General features: G+C 35.9%; 15 protein-coding genes. 4 read left to right on the top strand and 11 right to left on the bottom strand.

The window, feature by feature from the left end; translation table 11 throughout:
- The first annotated feature begins 143 nt into the window (after nt 1–143).
- A complete protein-coding gene (locus IGI67_RS15105; protein ID WP_429958238.1) occupies nt 144–1,868 on the top strand; it encodes an ABC transporter ATP-binding protein in 1,725 nt (574 codons plus the stop codon).
- Nucleotides 1,865–3,622 carry an ABC transporter ATP-binding protein gene (locus tag IGI67_RS15100; RefSeq protein ID WP_429958237.1) on the top strand — a complete coding sequence of 586 codons (1,758 nt, stop codon included), beginning with the start codon at nt 1,865–1,867 and terminating at the stop codon, nt 3,620–3,622. Before IGI67_RS15105 ends, IGI67_RS15100 begins: the two co-directional genes overlap by 4 nt.
- 702 nt (nt 3,623–4,324) lie before the next feature.
- Here the strand turns inward: IGI67_RS15100 and IGI67_RS15095 are convergent.
- The 7 genes from IGI67_RS15095 to IGI67_RS15065 form a co-directional block, all read right to left on the bottom strand.
- The gene (locus tag IGI67_RS15095) at nt 4,325–4,546 is read right to left on the bottom strand and encodes a hypothetical protein (protein ID WP_429958236.1); all 222 of its coding nucleotides are present in this window, start codon (nt 4,544–4,546) and stop codon (nt 4,325–4,327) included.
- 72 nt (nt 4,547–4,618) lie between these two features.
- Nucleotides 4,619–5,071, bottom strand: a complete 453-nt coding sequence (locus IGI67_RS15090; protein ID WP_429958235.1) for a GTP pyrophosphokinase — start codon at nt 5,069–5,071, stop codon at nt 4,619–4,621.
- A 37-nt stretch (nt 5,072–5,108) separates the two neighbouring features.
- Complete coding sequence (locus IGI67_RS15085) at nt 5,109–5,669, bottom strand: hypothetical protein (protein WP_429958234.1); 561 nt, start codon at nt 5,667–5,669, stop codon at nt 5,109–5,111.
- Nucleotides 5,670–6,239: 570 nt separating this feature from the next.
- Nucleotides 6,240–7,127, bottom strand: coding sequence for a hypothetical protein (locus tag IGI67_RS15080; protein ID WP_429958233.1), 888 nt, complete (start codon nt 7,125–7,127; stop codon nt 6,240–6,242).
- A 118-nt stretch (nt 7,128–7,245) separates the two neighbouring features.
- Nucleotides 7,246–8,106, bottom strand: a complete 861-nt coding sequence (locus IGI67_RS15075; protein ID WP_429958232.1) for a LysM peptidoglycan-binding domain-containing protein — start codon at nt 8,104–8,106, stop codon at nt 7,246–7,248.
- A gap of 35 nt (nt 8,107–8,141) precedes the next feature.
- Nucleotides 8,142–8,693 carry a hypothetical protein gene (locus IGI67_RS15070; protein ID WP_429958231.1) on the bottom strand — a complete coding sequence of 184 codons (552 nt, stop codon included), beginning with the start codon at nt 8,691–8,693 and terminating at the stop codon, nt 8,142–8,144.
- Nucleotides 8,693–8,899 carry an XRE family transcriptional regulator gene (locus IGI67_RS15065; RefSeq protein ID WP_429958230.1) on the bottom strand — a complete coding sequence of 69 codons (207 nt, stop codon included), beginning with the start codon at nt 8,897–8,899 and terminating at the stop codon, nt 8,693–8,695. Before IGI67_RS15065 ends, IGI67_RS15070 begins: the two co-directional genes overlap by 1 nt.
- Before the next feature lie 300 nt (nt 8,900–9,199).
- On the opposite strand from IGI67_RS15065, the gene IGI67_RS15060 reads away from it, so the two are divergent.
- On the top strand, nt 9,200–9,556 hold the full coding sequence (locus IGI67_RS15060) for a helix-turn-helix domain-containing protein (protein WP_429958229.1): 357 nt from the start codon (nt 9,200–9,202) through the stop codon (nt 9,554–9,556).
- Between the two features lie 1,458 nt (nt 9,557–11,014).
- On the opposite strand, the gene IGI67_RS15055 is transcribed toward IGI67_RS15060, so the two are convergent.
- A complete protein-coding gene (locus tag IGI67_RS15055; protein WP_429958228.1) occupies nt 11,015–11,593 on the bottom strand; it encodes a TetR/AcrR family transcriptional regulator in 579 nt (192 codons plus the stop codon).
- Between the two features lie 141 nt (nt 11,594–11,734).
- Between IGI67_RS15055 and IGI67_RS15050 the strand changes: the two genes are divergently transcribed.
- The gene (locus IGI67_RS15050; protein WP_429958227.1) at nt 11,735–12,352 is read left to right on the top strand and encodes a DUF4386 domain-containing protein; all 618 of its coding nucleotides are present in this window, start codon (nt 11,735–11,737) and stop codon (nt 12,350–12,352) included.
- Nucleotides 12,353–12,993: 641 nt separating this feature from the next.
- Here the strand turns inward: IGI67_RS15050 and IGI67_RS15045 are convergent.
- The 3 genes from IGI67_RS15045 to IGI67_RS15035 all read right to left on the bottom strand — a co-directional run bounded on the left by IGI67_RS15045 (nt 12,994) and on the right by IGI67_RS15035 (nt 14,804).
- Nucleotides 12,994–13,227 (bottom strand): hypothetical protein, encoded by a 234-nt coding sequence (locus tag IGI67_RS15045; protein WP_429958226.1) that lies wholly within the window; start codon nt 13,225–13,227, stop codon nt 12,994–12,996.
- Between the two features lie 834 nt (nt 13,228–14,061).
- Nucleotides 14,062–14,373, bottom strand: a complete 312-nt coding sequence (locus IGI67_RS15040; RefSeq protein WP_429958225.1) for a hypothetical protein — start codon at nt 14,371–14,373, stop codon at nt 14,062–14,064.
- A gap of 92 nt (nt 14,374–14,465) precedes the next feature.
- A complete protein-coding gene (locus IGI67_RS15035) occupies nt 14,466–14,804 on the bottom strand; it encodes a carboxymuconolactone decarboxylase family protein (protein ID WP_207109969.1) in 339 nt (112 codons plus the stop codon).
- Nucleotides 14,805–14,979 lie beyond the last annotated feature (175 nt).

Genomic DNA, 14,979 nt, shown 5'->3' with positions numbered 1-14,979 from the left:
TCCCTCTGATTCAAGATGCCGTTTTCTCCGTTCATCAGGATATTCTTTTTAAGTATATGTTTCGGACTTGTTTGACAAATACGGTACAATAGAAGCAATCCTATTTTGCACATTATCTACTTTATATAATTGGAGGAACTTACATGTTTCAGCTTTTACGTTACGCTAAAGATTATCGGAAACAGATTATCCTTGGTCCTTTTTTCAAATTTTTAGAAGCAGTCTTTGAACTGATTCTGCCTCTCTTTATGGCACGATTGGTCGATGAAGGGATTGCTCGCCATGATCAAGGCAAGGTGATTGAGATGACTGTCGCCATGTTAGGTCTATCGATCGTCGGGCTGCTCTGTGCTCTGATCTGTCAGTACTATGCATCAATCGCCTCACAAGGGTTCGGAACAGTCTTGCGAAATCGTTTGATGGAAAAAATCAACAGCTTTTCTCATAACGAGTTGAATCGATTTGGCACGGATACCCTGATTACTCGTATGACCAATGACATCAACCAAATGCAAGGAGCTCTGGCGATGTTGATCCGTCTAGTTGTCCGCGCCCCCTTCTTGAGTATCGGTTCGGTCATCATGGCTTTTTATATTGATTGGCAGATGGGCCTGATTTTCTTGATTCTATTACCGCTTTTTTGTCTGGTTCTCTTTTTGATTATTCATTATTCTGTCCCGCTGTATAAAAAAATCCAACAAAAGCTGGATCAATTGAATCAACTAGTTACACAAAATTTGAGTGGTGTTCGTGTCATTCGTGCGTTTGCTCGGACAAAGACCGAAACCAACCATTTTAAGGATGAAGCTGAAACCATTTCCCGTTTAAATCAACGAGTAGCAAATATTTCAGCCCTTCTATCCCCTAGTACAACACTCATTATGAATGCTGGTGTTGCTGCGTTGCTTTATTTTGGCGGCTTTAAGGTTAATATCGGTCATTTAGAGCAAGGACAAGTGTTGGCCTTGATCAATTATATGAATCAAATGCTTTTAGCTTTGATCGTCGTTTCAAACTTAGTCGTACTCTTCACCCGAGCGGCAGCATCTGCGAATCGGATCAACGAAGTGTTTGCGACAGATACGACCTTAATTGACGAAGGTACAATTCAGCAGACAGACGAACAGGCCCCTTTGATCGATTTTAATAAGGTGGATTTTCGTTATACAGAAAAGTCCGGACTCGCTTTGCAGGATATTTCTTTTACTTTAACCGAAAATAAAATTCTTGGTATCACAGGTGCTACGGGCAGTGGAAAATCTACGTTGATCAGTCTGATTCCACGGTTTTATGATGCCTCTAAAGGAAGCGTCAGCTTTGCCGGTAGTGATGTCAAAGACTGGGAATTAGAACGTTTGCGTTCTGAGATCTCCCTTGTCCCGCAAACTGCCGTACTATTCAGCGGAACAATTCGCGAAAACCTGCAATGGGGCAAAGCTGACGCAACCGACGCTGAATGCTGGCAAGCCCTAACGATCGCACAGGCTAGTGAATTCGTTGAAACTCTGCCAAAGGGATTAGATACGCCGATCTTGGAAAATGGAAAAAATTTTTCTGGTGGACAACGCCAGCGCCTGACCATTGCTCGTGCATTGATTCGTAAGCCGAAATTGCTGATCTTGGACGACTCCTTGTCAGCCTTGGATTATCAAACAGACCTCGATTTACGTCAAGCATTAAAGCGTGATCTAGATTGCGGTGTCATTATTATTTCTCAACGCTTGCGCTCGATCCAAGACGCCGAAACAATCTTATTGATGGATAACGGGAAAATTGCGGCTCAAGGAACACACGACATCCTGCTGCAGGAATCCAAGCTTTATCAAGAGCTGGTCGAATCTCAAGAGGAAGGCGGGACGGCCCAATGATCAAGAAAAAGAATTTTTTCCGTTCACTAAAACTGTTTATTCCTTACCTAGCTGCATATCCGAAAGAATTGATTGCCGCGATCATTTTAGGTATCGCTAGTGGGATCACTTCGGTAATGATGACATACTACATCGGTGTAGCTGTCGATCAAATGGTCAATCAGGGAGCCGTTGATTTTACTCGTCTTTTCCAAATTCTACAGCTGTTTATTGGTATCTTTTTAGTCACAGTTATTAGTCAATATTTCATTCAACGTTTAGGTAATACCGTCTCTTTTGACTCAGTCGCCAAATTGCGGGAAGAAACCTTTACCCATCTGAATAAATTACCGCTGAGCTATTACGATCAAAGCTCCAAAGGCGATATCGTTAGTCGCTTTACCAACGATATGGATAATATTTCCACCGCCATATCTGCAGTCTTTAATCAGGTGTTTTCTGGAATGACCGTCGTTTTAGTGGCATTAGTTTTTATGCTGTATCTCAGCCCAATGCTCACATTAGTCGTTTTGGTGGCGACACCGATCATCTTTTTGCTCACTTATGTCGTGGCCCGTACTTCTCAGCAATACTTTACCAGCCAGCAGCAGCTAGTCGGCTCGATCTCCGGCTTTATCACCGAGATGGTGGGAAATCAGAAAATCGTCAAGGCTTTCCAACGAGAAAGTCAAAACCAAACAAATTTTGAAGCGTTAAATCAAGAGCTTTATGTTCGTGGGCAAAAAGCACAATTTGCTTCTTCTCTAACGAATCCCTCGTCACGTTTTGTTGATCACTTGGCTTACTTAATGGTAGGGCTTGTGGGTGGTTTATTAGCCTTAAACTCTGATAATGGTGTAACAATCGGGATTATTTCCAGCTTCACGATTTATTCCAGCCAGTTCACCAAACCATTCATTGAACTTTCCGGGATTACGATCCAGATTCAAACAGCGATCGCCGGTCTCGATCGGTCCTTTGAATTGCTGAAAGAGCCGATTGAGCAGACGGATGACCCAGATGCAATCACGTTGACCGAGGCAAAAGGAAAAGTCATTTTTGAGCACGTTGATTTTTCCTATCAGAAAGACCAACGTTTGATTGAAAACTTTAACTTGACTGTCGAGCCTGGGGAGACCATCGCTATCGTTGGAAAAACTGGTGCTGGAAAATCCACGCTAGTGAATCTCTTGATGCGTTTTTATGAAGTCGATCAAGGAAAGATCACGATTGATGGTACAGACATTCGTCATTTGACTCGCGATAGTCTGCGGCAACAATTCGGGATGGTATTGCAAGAAACATGGCTGATGGACAGCAGCCTGCGTGCAAATTTACGTTATGGCCGAAAAACAGCAACCGATGAAGAAATCTATACGGCACTAAAAGATGCGTATATGTATGATTTCGTCATGCGGTTGCCGGATAAATTAGATACGATTGTAGGTGAAGCTGGGATCAAGCTTTCTGACGGGCAACGCCAATTATTGACAATCGCTCGAACTATGATCAGTCAGCCGTCCATGCTGATCCTTGACGAAGCCACCAGCTCCGTTGATACATTGACTGAGAAAAAAATCCAAAGTGCCTTTCTGGCGATGATGAAAAACCATACCAGCTTCGTGATCGCCCACCGATTATCAACGATCCAAAACGCGGATCAAATATTAGTATTGGATCATGGCAGTATAGTTGAGATCGGCAGCCATCAAGAGTTGCTGCAGAAAAACGGATTTTATAAGAAACTATATGAAGCACAGTTTTCTCAGAGTTAATTTTTTCAACATATACAAAATTTACATGTTAAAGGATAACTAGTTAAAAAAACTTGTTCTGAATTTTCATAAAACATACCTGAAAAAATAGATTAAATCTCGATTTAGCTATTTTCTTTTCTAGGTATGTTTTTTGTCTTAAGTTGATTAACTAGAAAAAGTTCAATATCAAAAATGCGATGATGTATTATATACATAAAACATCATTTTCAAAAGGGGGGGATATGAACGAATAAAAAAAATAGAGCAGCAGGCTAGTGTCTAGGCTAGACTACATCGTACTAATATGACATTTCAAAAGAAGATTTGCATCCATCAATTAGACTAGTATGACACGTCATTTAAAAGATTTTACAGCACTCAAGTTTAAATCAAACTAGTATAAGGGTTTTGAACGATATTCGTAGTATGTATAATTTTCCAAGAATTTCTACAGAACCAGACTATTGTTCACCATAAACAAAGTTCGGCAATCTCATCATTACCTATAGAAAAAACTATGACGCACCACCTAAAATTAGTAGCTACTTACACAGTTAGTGTTACACCCTTGCAAGCTCTATTCCGATCACCTTTTATTTCATACTAGTTAAAAAAATTTTAAATTATTGTTGCTACAAAATCTTTCCTTTTCATCAAAATCAACAGCATTATGTTCATACATATGGATTGCTAGAAAACGCGCCAATCCATATTCTCTAATCAATTTATCTCATTGATTGCTATTACCTTTCCTTTTTCAGTTACTACTGAAAATTCTAGTTCCTTTGTATCGTTAGTATATGCCCTCGTCTCAACATGAATAATATTTTCGCCGGTGTCAACAATTTCTGTATATCTTAGTTGGCTTTTTTGATACCCGCTTTCTTTTCCTCTATTGTATTGATGCTCATTAATCGCATCAATTATGATCTCTATCTCCATATTTTCTCTCCCGTAATCGTCCTTGTACTCTTATACAAACTTAAAGTCGATTGATAGTACTTGTTTTTGTATTTAATGAAACAGCTGTTTTTCTAATAAATTAGCTATAGCCTCTTGGTACTTTCTTTGTCGAGATAAATCGACTTCACTAGGTGATTCAATTCGACTCAAATCACTATTATGTTTCAAATCATTTATCTTCACTTTCGTAGCAATAGAATTATCACCAACCCTTCGTATATACTTCTGCCAACTTTCACTCTTTCTTCGTGTGATCGCATCTACTGCATTCAAAATGGCATCCGAAAAATCGTGCTCAGAGAGGTCCGTTATCATGATTTGACTATCTTCAACAACATCATGTAAATAACCGACAATTTTTTCTTCGATGGTCTCTCCAGCATCACCCACTGTTTTTACATGCTCAAAATAGTCTACGCCTGCTTTATCAACCTGGTTTTTATGAGCCGCTTTTGCTACCTGTTTTGCCATAACCAACTCTTCTTCCAAATGATTATCTTCCACTAATTTATCGCTCCTTATTGAACAAACCTCAAATCAATTACTTTTTATGATTACTTTCTGCTTGCCGTTCTGCCGCAGCTATGCGTTCTCTATCTCTCGCATTAACATAATCTTTCTCAAGAACTTTATTTACAGTGCCCCTGTTTAAATTCATTTGTCTCGCTATTCCTCTAACGGACTCATTTTGGAATTTAAGTTGAAAAAGCCGGGAAAGTTGTTCATCGTTTAACTGCAATCTCTTTCGTGGAGGGGGAGTTTGATTTTGCCTTATTCTCTCTACCTCAAAGAAACTGGAGATAACAAAATCACCTTTTAAATGTTCCCTATCCAAGGTGCTATCGTTTCGAATCTTTTTGACTGCTTTTTGTTCAACAGGGCTTAACTTTTCAAATGAGAGTTCTTTTCCTTCAGAGATCCCTTTATGAAACAATCGACTGGCTATTTCTTTTGCAATTTTTTTATATTTCTTAACACGCTCTAAATTTTCCAAATCAAATTCCATAACATTTTTTATATCACCTGTTAATTTTTCTTTCGATAGGGAAGCAAACAACCAATTCGCATTATCTATCAATTCTTCAAGTTCTTCATCTGTCATATTGCACCTCCGGTGGTATAGTTTGGTATCCTAACTACACCATACAGAAATAATAAAACAATGAAAGAACTTTTCTAAGCAACTTCCTTAACTATTCTCCGCCAACGATCGATATAAAAACGATTCAATCAATTGAGAACATTTCTAACTCTAGAAACCTCGATGTTTTACCTACCCGTCAGTATAAATGATTTCATTTTTGAATGATTGATTATTCGGCCCGCTTTTCTCGGCCCTCCTTCTTTACAATGTTGTTTACCCACAAAAGAATGCATCCCCATTCCTTTCAGCCATCCAGAGTATTCAGAATGGAGATGACGTGAATCCACCCTCTTTCAAAAGGGGCTTATATATCTCACTAGTGACCAAATTTGGTAAACACTTTTATGACTTCCCTTTCACGATCTGGTATAGTTAGGTTGCCTAAACATACCAAAAAAACACTTAGTTGATTATTTAGTCTCCCCTTTTTTTAATACTTCCAATAATGGTGCACTTTTTTAGTTCTGGCAACTCATGATGATTTTTTTATGAACGGAAGCACTACTAGTCACCTATATCTATCGTTTTTTATTCTATTAAGGTCACTTCTGTTGTATCCATAAATGTTGAAGACATCACTTTATAAGAAACGGGGTATCCATTGGATTTATCCTCTTCTTCTAGCTGACCTTCGCCATTTATTCGAAACATAGTAATGGTGTCTACTTGTAACTCCTTATGTTTCACCCGAACATAGGCATAGCCTTCACGGTTCTCGATTGATAAATCATACGGAAATGAGACTCTCCCCATGCTGAATTGCGTATCTAAAACAGCACTAACCCAGTCTTTAAGTTGTTCCGATGTTAACGATTTTGTATCAACATTACTTTCAGAGGATTCCTTCTGTTCCTGTAAAGGAGAATAATTTTCTGCTTTACTAACCAACAAAGCTAGGTCTTCTTGGTAATTGCTAAAACGGCTATTTATCTCTTTTTTACTAAACGTTTTAATAAATTCTTCCCCAGAATTTGACCGTGAGGTTACTGTTATCAGATCTCCTTCGAAATGGATTCTTTGCGTGGTTCCCATTGAGGAAAAACTTAGAATGATGTCTGGTAATACCCTTTTGGATAATTGCAATTTTGTTCCATAGCCTTCATCCTTCTCATAGGCATTCACGTAGTCATCAATCACTGTATCTATTGTTTGATTCTCCGTCTCAGGTGTTAGATAGATTGCAACGGCAATTTCCTCATCAGTTAAGTTATTTTCTTCTTGATCCCTTTCAATTGCTTTACTTTCGCTATTGGTAGACGGCGGACTATTTTCTATTGAGCTGCTAGTATCGGCTTGTTCAACTTCAGTGCTCGTTTGTTTTTCTGAAGTATCCGTTTTAGTTGTTTCGCTTTTTTGACATGCACTAAATACGAACACACTTAAAGTAACAACACCTACTAAAAAAATTTTTTTCATTGTATTCTCCCTGTTATGAAATGACGATTGAATGAGTGAAAAGCACTTACACGGTTTTCCGAATAAGTGCTCGAATAGATAATTTTTTTAATTCTCAACTCTTAAATAAAAATGAAAGTTATCCTTCCCAAGACATGACTCCGTAGCTGCCAGTGATACCTTGCATAAGTATTTGGTCTGAATAACCATCAATGAATGCTGTTGCTTCTGCGTCAGTTGCAAAAAACCTAGTTCCACGAACAATATTAAATGATGGGTCACAACCTTCGTCCACTGTGTACCAAACTGTATAACGAATGGTTGGTTCTGGTGTAGGCGTTGGTTCTGGATTTGGTGTTGGTGTTGGTGTTACTTGTCCTCCACTATTTCCGTTATCAACTGCCCCACCCTGATTCCCGTTGTCAACAGCTCCACCTTGTGTGCCATTGTCTACTGGTGCAGAAGGCGCAGGAGTTTGTGCTTGAGTTCCATTATCAGCTACTGGAGCTTGGCTTTGTGATTGAGCAGTTGAATCTTGTGTTGCTTGTGGAACTGACTCTCCAGCTGGTTGCGTTGGAATAACCTTGTCGGATGGTTGAATTTGTTGCTGAGTTTGAACCACTCCATTCGCATCTTGAACGGTTACAACATCGCCATCGAAAATCATTTTGTTTCCAGCATAAATAAGATTGTAATCGCCGATCCCATTTAATGAGGCTAATTTTTCCATCGTTAAATTTGTTGCTTGCGAAATACCACTTAACGTATCGCCCCAAACAATGGTGTATTCCTTTTTACCTTCAACATCTTTTTTAATTTGATCGATTGAACGAGGAACCCATTTCCCATCTGTCTCAGACGCTTGTGTCCCTTGAACTCCTGCTAAAAGTACGCCCCCTAAAAGAATCGCACTAAATAAACTAACATGTTTCACTTTACTCTTGATGGTTGTTCCGATTTTAACATTGCTACCTTTTTTAAAATGTCTTCCCTTTTTCATATTGTCCTCCTTGTAGAACTAAGGTTATTCCCATTCTATTTTTCTACTCTGATTTTGGGTTTCTTAGATCCTGTTTCTAACGTCTCAGCTAATCGCTCACTTCTTTTTTTATAATGATTGAGCCCCATTTTGAAATGTTCCACTCTATTTTCTTGAATTTGAATCTCTTGATTCTTACGAAGAATCTGTTGTTCCAGTTCAAAAATATGTTGTTTCAATAATCGTTTCTCAACATCTGATAAACTACCAAGATTATTTTGACATTCTTCGCACAATGTACAAAGGTTGTTGTCAACGATGGTTTGTGCAACAGAATAGTTTCCGCAACTTTCGCAGGTCATTTCACTAGCCTGCTCCGCCTCGTATAAAATATTCTGTGCTTTTGAGGATATATCATTATTACCTATATCTGTAGTAATGGACAAAGCGCCATTGTACTTGGTGACATCTTCAATCATATATCCTAAATCACGTAGTTCCATTTCAGCTTTTACCAAGATCGAATACCAGCCACAACCAATTCGATGACCAAAGCGAATGAGAGCAAGATAGTTTAAATTTTTATAGTTAATCGTATTTGTTTCCACTAGTCCTCCTCCTCATCGTATTTTCCTGCCTGTAATTCAGCCAATAAAACTTCCATAGGTTCTATTTGTGGTTTGCCAGGTTTTGTCCCATCTAAAATTTCTTTTGCATATACTGCCGAAATACCCAATTTTCTAGCTAACCATCGTCGACTTTTATTTTTTAAAGATAGCTGTACTTTGATGTCTTCGATTAGTTGTTTTGACATGACAAACTCCTTCCCTACATAGATTTGTAAGCTAATAAAATTAGCTAATATTCATTGACTTGTATCCAATAGTTGTGTACTATTTGGGCATAGTTAATAAGACTAAAATTACTTTGTTAATTGACATTCTTAGTTTGGCGACATCGAATGATTTGATTTGATAAAGTGTTTTATTGTTAGCTTATTAAATTAGCTTACGAAATGAGTCTAACCCACAATTATGTACTTGTCAATCCGTTTTATCAAACAATTGTGTTCTCACTTTCGTAAAGTATTCTACGAGAGTGTGGTATCCTTGATATGACAATATTTGAACGCATTCAATTTCTAGCAAAAAAAAGAGACAAAACTCTTAAGGATGTTTCCTTAGAACTTGGATATAGCAAAAATTATCTTTACACTTTGCAAAAGCAAACACCAAATGCAGACAAATTAAGCGCACTGGCCGAATATTTCCACGTCTCAGCCGACTATCTATTAGGCCGCACTGACAATCCAGCTATAAATGATTCAGAAATTCTGAAAGAATTTGATATTACTGATGGATCAGTAATTATGAATTATGAAGGGAAAGCCCTATCTGAATCAGAAAAGCAAGTGATTCTTGCTGCTGCTCGCGCTCTAGTTGAACAACGAGAAAAAAATGTTGAAGAATAGCAAAGGGTACCATAGATAAATCAAAATTTGCAGTATATAAAATTCTGCACTTGAACTATTTATTCTTCCAATCAACTCAATTCTCTTCATTGACAAAAGTTTTTATTGAATATTTCACCAGGAATCTACTAGTTGATCTCATATGTCGGTTTCTTATAGTTCTTTCAATTGAAAAGATTTTGGTTGTGAATTTTATTCACATCTAAATTTATTGCATATGCTATTTTTTCTAAAGTCTTTGTTTAAAGGCTTTTTTTTGTTAGCCAGTTTAAGTAAATATATTTAATACTAAAAAACTTTATTATTGTGAGAAATAGATATGCTTCTTTCCTTGCAGTTGGTGAGTATAAATGTTGTTCTGGAAAAAAACTTAAGAAGTAAGTGTACCAATTCTGCACTCTAAAAAAGATTGAAAAAATCTAGTGTAAAACTGGATAAATCTACTGTAAAACTAGATAACATTACTAGCGGGAAAAAACAATCTACTATGAAACTAGATAAATCTACTACGAAACTAGATATATTTTTTCGTATACTTAATAACTCAAGTTTAATAATGTGTAGTTTATTAGTAAGCTGATACTTACGTTTGTAGAAACTATGGTATATCAGGCATCAAACTTTTTTACTTCTATATACCAATTGTGCAAATAATTGTTCGATATATCACTTTTAAATTTGAATGACGAGTTTCTTCTACACTAAGTGGCAGCATTATAAACCGATTCTAAATTATCTCTTGCTGCCTATGCAACATTAACGGAAATAGTACTCAGTTCGTTAATCTCTAATATTCGATGTATTTGAGCAAGTAACCGGTGAAGTAATCGGAAATTTCCTTAATCAATGTAACAAAAATACATTACAGCAAGCATTATGTTGCGTTCAAAACGCACGAAACAAAAAGCGGCCAAAGGAAAAACAAGCTTTCCTTAGAGCCGCAAGGGATAGAGCAATTTTAGCGAATGTAACTCAATCAAATTGTGTTACATTCAGATTTTATTTTTCTGGCCAGTCATCGTCACTAGAAAATCCAACGTTTCTATTTGGTCCGTAAAAACGGGCCTTTGGAAAATGATCGGGAAAATTGCTCTCTGTTTCGTATTGAGAATAGATAGGTTTTTATCAAAAGGAAAAAATAAAAAAATATTTTACACTATTCTAAACGAGTTGTTGCTATCTTGCGACTGATAACATTGATTTTTAGACAAATATGACTAGAAAGTAAAATTATTTTTCCTTTTGATTTTTCTTCATTGATATATTAATGAAACCTTGTTGGATCGTCTGAAATTAGAATATCTTGATTAGGCTAGTTTTCGTCTCGTCTCAAGAGACATACGTTTTAAATTACCTTTTGGATCAAATTAAAATTATTTTATCAAATGGTTTTCGTGACTTAAATACTTGATAATACGCAAATCTTCTGTTATTTCAATAAATGGAAGTTCTTTGTACCTAAAAGTTTGAAAGACTGTTATTAGGAATATATGAATCCAATAAATTCTTATCAATTAGGAAGTTGTTTAAAAGTGTCGCATATCCGTTTGGTGTATTTGGTTTATTCTCTTTTAACCAGAATACTATTGTTCCCGTAATCCCTGTCGTTAAAAAATGTATGGACATATCAGAAATAGCCGTTCTTCTATTTGCCTCTGCCTGAGTTTTAAAGGCTTGAAATAGATTTTCTTCAAATAAGACTCTAAACTTAGAAAAGTTTTCTTCTGTAAATAATGATTTATATAAGTCACTATTTTTATCTAAATACTCAAACATTTTTTTTATAATTTTTGGGAAATAGGCTTTATCGTCAACCGGAACTTCTTTGCAAATTAGAAAAAGTTTTTTTAAATAATATTTGATTAATTGATCAAGTAAGTCATATTTATCTTCAAAGTTTAAATAAACTGTTCCTCTGCTTACATCTGCTACCTCAGCTATATTATTTATTGTAATTTTTTCAAAATCCTTATTTTTCAAAAGATCCAAAAAAGCAGAAAAAATGGCTGCGCGACTCTTTTTCTTTCTTCTATCCATTAACTACCTCCTATAAACGGGTGTTATTAAACAAATATATTGTTTTTGTTTAGTAATAGACAAATTCGACTGTTTCAACAATTGTACCTGTTTAATTTCAATTATACAATGTTATACACAGAAAGAAATGGAGGTATTTTTATGGAAAAACAAAAAAATAAGCTGATTGTTATTGGAATGTCTTTCATTTTTGCGACAATATCCTATTTAGTGGGGTCAAACTTCATCGAAACGGCATTCAAATTGATTACTCTTGGGGAACAATTTAAAAGTATTTCAATAATATTTGGAATGCTACTTGAGTTTATGAATATAATTTTCGTAATTATCATAGGAGTGTTGCTCTCATCAATTTCAAAATGCTACAACTCAAAACTTTCAACAATTTATCTGTCTTCTAGAATTGTCGAAGGCTTTTTTCTTGCTCTAAGTGTTTTGTGTGTATTTCCACTTTTTTTTGGAAAGAAGATCACTACTTGTGGTGCAAATTTAATAGATTTGTATAGTACTTTTTTTCAAATTGGGATGCTCTCTCTTGGGTTGGGTAGTATTGCTCTAATGGTACTATTTTTAAAGAAAAAAATAGTACCTAAACCTCTATGTATTTTGGGTATTATTTCTTATGTTTCGTTGGCTTTTAGCAGCATACTAGAGCTATCAAATATATTTTATAATTTTACAACATTGCTTTATGTACCAGGTTCAATTTTTGAAATAGTGTTTCCAATATGGCTAATAAAAAAAGGAATTTCGAAGTAAGACCAGAGTAGTTAAAACTGTATTGCTATTTTTATGAAGTATCTATTTAAGGTTTTTGGTCACAAATTAATTTCAAAACATGTAATTAATTTGGTACGTTTTTGAACTATTTATGTTAGATGTCCATTCTAAATCCATCTGCCAATGGATTCAAGATTAAAAAAAAACGGTCTACAAGAGGGGCCATGAATTCGATCATAGAAATAAAATTTCGCGCCTCGAAAAAAGAGAACAAGCGTTTAAAGAAGAATTGGAACTCCTAAAAAGTTTTAAGTCTACCTGAAAGAAAAAAGCCCCCTCTTGTTAAATTCATTTTATTCGAATTCAACAAGAGGTGCTTTTTTCTTTTGGTTCAGTTAATGAGGTCAGTTCCTTAATGGGCTACATGGAACATAGGAACGAAATAGTGCGGTAAAAAAGAATGAAAGTAGTGAATTTCTAAAAATTATTTGCTTTCTCTATTTTACATATGTTTGGTCGAAAGACTCCATATAGATTATTCTTTTGACATATGGTGTAATTTTACTTTCCCAAAATTTGTTCCTAATTGGGCTCCCCTATACACTTTACTTATAATATGTTTAGGGGGTAGCAGGGGAAAAGTATTTGATTATACTCTAGTATAAACTTTTGAACAAAATTTAAAAAGGACATTTAGGGTTCTGTTTCAGCAACTGTTCAATTGTCTTATAATACGTGTCAATTAGATTGACCTCAACACTGCCTGTGATTACTTCTTCAACGGTTTTTGATAACAAGTCCTTGTAGTGCTTTTTAGGAACTTGCGTCTCTTGATAAGAAAAGGTCATGTCTGTAATTTTTTGAGCCATTTTCTCAATCAGTAATTTTGTAAAATCGTCATAATACTTTTGCATACATCTAGCCTCCAAAATGAAATGTTAAACAAATCAACGTTTGAGTCGGACCTTCCTAAGGAAAGGTCTTGAACTGACTCAAACTGCTATTTTTTGATTTGTTGGCCAGTATGAACCAAGTATATTTCAAAGACACAAGGGCGCTTGCGTGCATTTTACCCTTGTGTCCTTGAAATATATTTGGTACAAGACAACGGTTTTTGTTGTCGATCTGGCAAATCAAAAAAGTAGTTGAGGAAGTTTAGAGCCTTTTTGACGGTTCTAAAATGGTTTTAAAATTTAATTGGACGCTTGCGGCCAATTCTTCCGAAACAGCGGTGGCGGTTGGAGTGGAGGAAGCCTTAAGTAACTAAGCTGCATGCTAATTCTTATTTCAATTTTTATGTATAAAGGGAATCCTTTAAAAGGAGTGTTCTCCAATGAGAATGCACTCCTTAATCTGTTTTATTTACGTACGACACAAGACATGGGCAAGTGGTCGAATATGTAACTGAGCTATGGTACTCAATCTAGTTGATGTTCAACGAGACTTTTTCCCTTAGAATTGGAAGGTATGACATGTATATTCCATAAGAACTGGTTTACTTAACTTCATGTTCAAACCGTTTTATCATAAAGGCTAAAAAGTACGGTAAAAGTTTATTTGCTAGAAAACTTAACTAATTAACTTCCATAGTTTAGTTGACAAACCCTATCAATAAATTCTTAGCATACACTTATATACTCAGTTTTGTATTTCTTTATCTTCTACGCATCCAAAATTCTGTAGTAGGATCGTGATTATCACTAGTCGATTTATGGATTATTACGAATAGTTTGATTCAAGGTTTTCGATTACTTTTCCAAAGCGATATTCCGAATAGCAATTTCTTTTTTTACCTCATTCATTTTCTTTTCTAGTGCCCGTTTTATCTTGTCGAAAAGCGGATCGTATTCGTCGGATACATTCCTGAGAATCGCTATTACTTCTAGTTCAAGATTCTTGGCAACCTCTTCTAACGTATAGTAGTAGATTTTTAAATGGTCATTATTGATTGCGACTAATGGAAGCTCAACACGCTCAGAATTGATCCAGCAGTTTTCCTTCGCAGCTAAAAATGGCACCCCACTTTTATGTCGCAATACTTTTTTCAAGTCTTGATTCACGATAAACCTCCTAAAAATTTATTTTCAATTATTCAATCCCTCTGATTGAAAAGGCTTGCATTTTCAGTCAAAAAGCAAGTAATTCATACTGTCTAACCTAACAAATGCTCCGCAATGGATAACGCTTTTGCTCCATAGGCGGTTGAAGGTCCTCCACCCATCAGGATAGCTACTTCGATCGTTTCAGAGAGTTCTTCAATTGTTGCTCCGGCTTTAATCGCATCCCGTACATGACCCAAAATACAGCTTTCACAGCGAACAGAAACAGCGATTCCTACTGCAATCAATTCTTTTGTTTTTGTAGGTAGATGCTTCTCTTTCAATGCTTCCTTAGCTACTTCTTGAAACTTTCCAATCATTTCAGGAGTGTTTCTCCTTAAAGCGGCTTGGGTTCTAGCTAAATCTGTATATTCTTCCTTGTAATCTATCATGTCATTACCCCTTTCATGTATTAAAAAGTAAGTATATTTAAAATAACTATTTTGGTCAATTTTTATGAACTATTTTTGTTCATTAGACAAAAAATCTTGAATAATTCACCATATTGAATACTTATATACAGATATCCGACAGAAAAATGCTAAAGAGAAGTCTGGTAATTTTAAA

The organism is Enterococcus sp. AZ196 (assembly GCF_050498845.1).
Lineage (GTDB): Bacteria > Bacillota > Bacilli > Lactobacillales > Enterococcaceae > Enterococcus_A > Enterococcus_A murrayae.
Note: the sequence above shows the minus strand (reverse complement) of the source record. Positions and strands in the feature narration are given on the sequence as shown.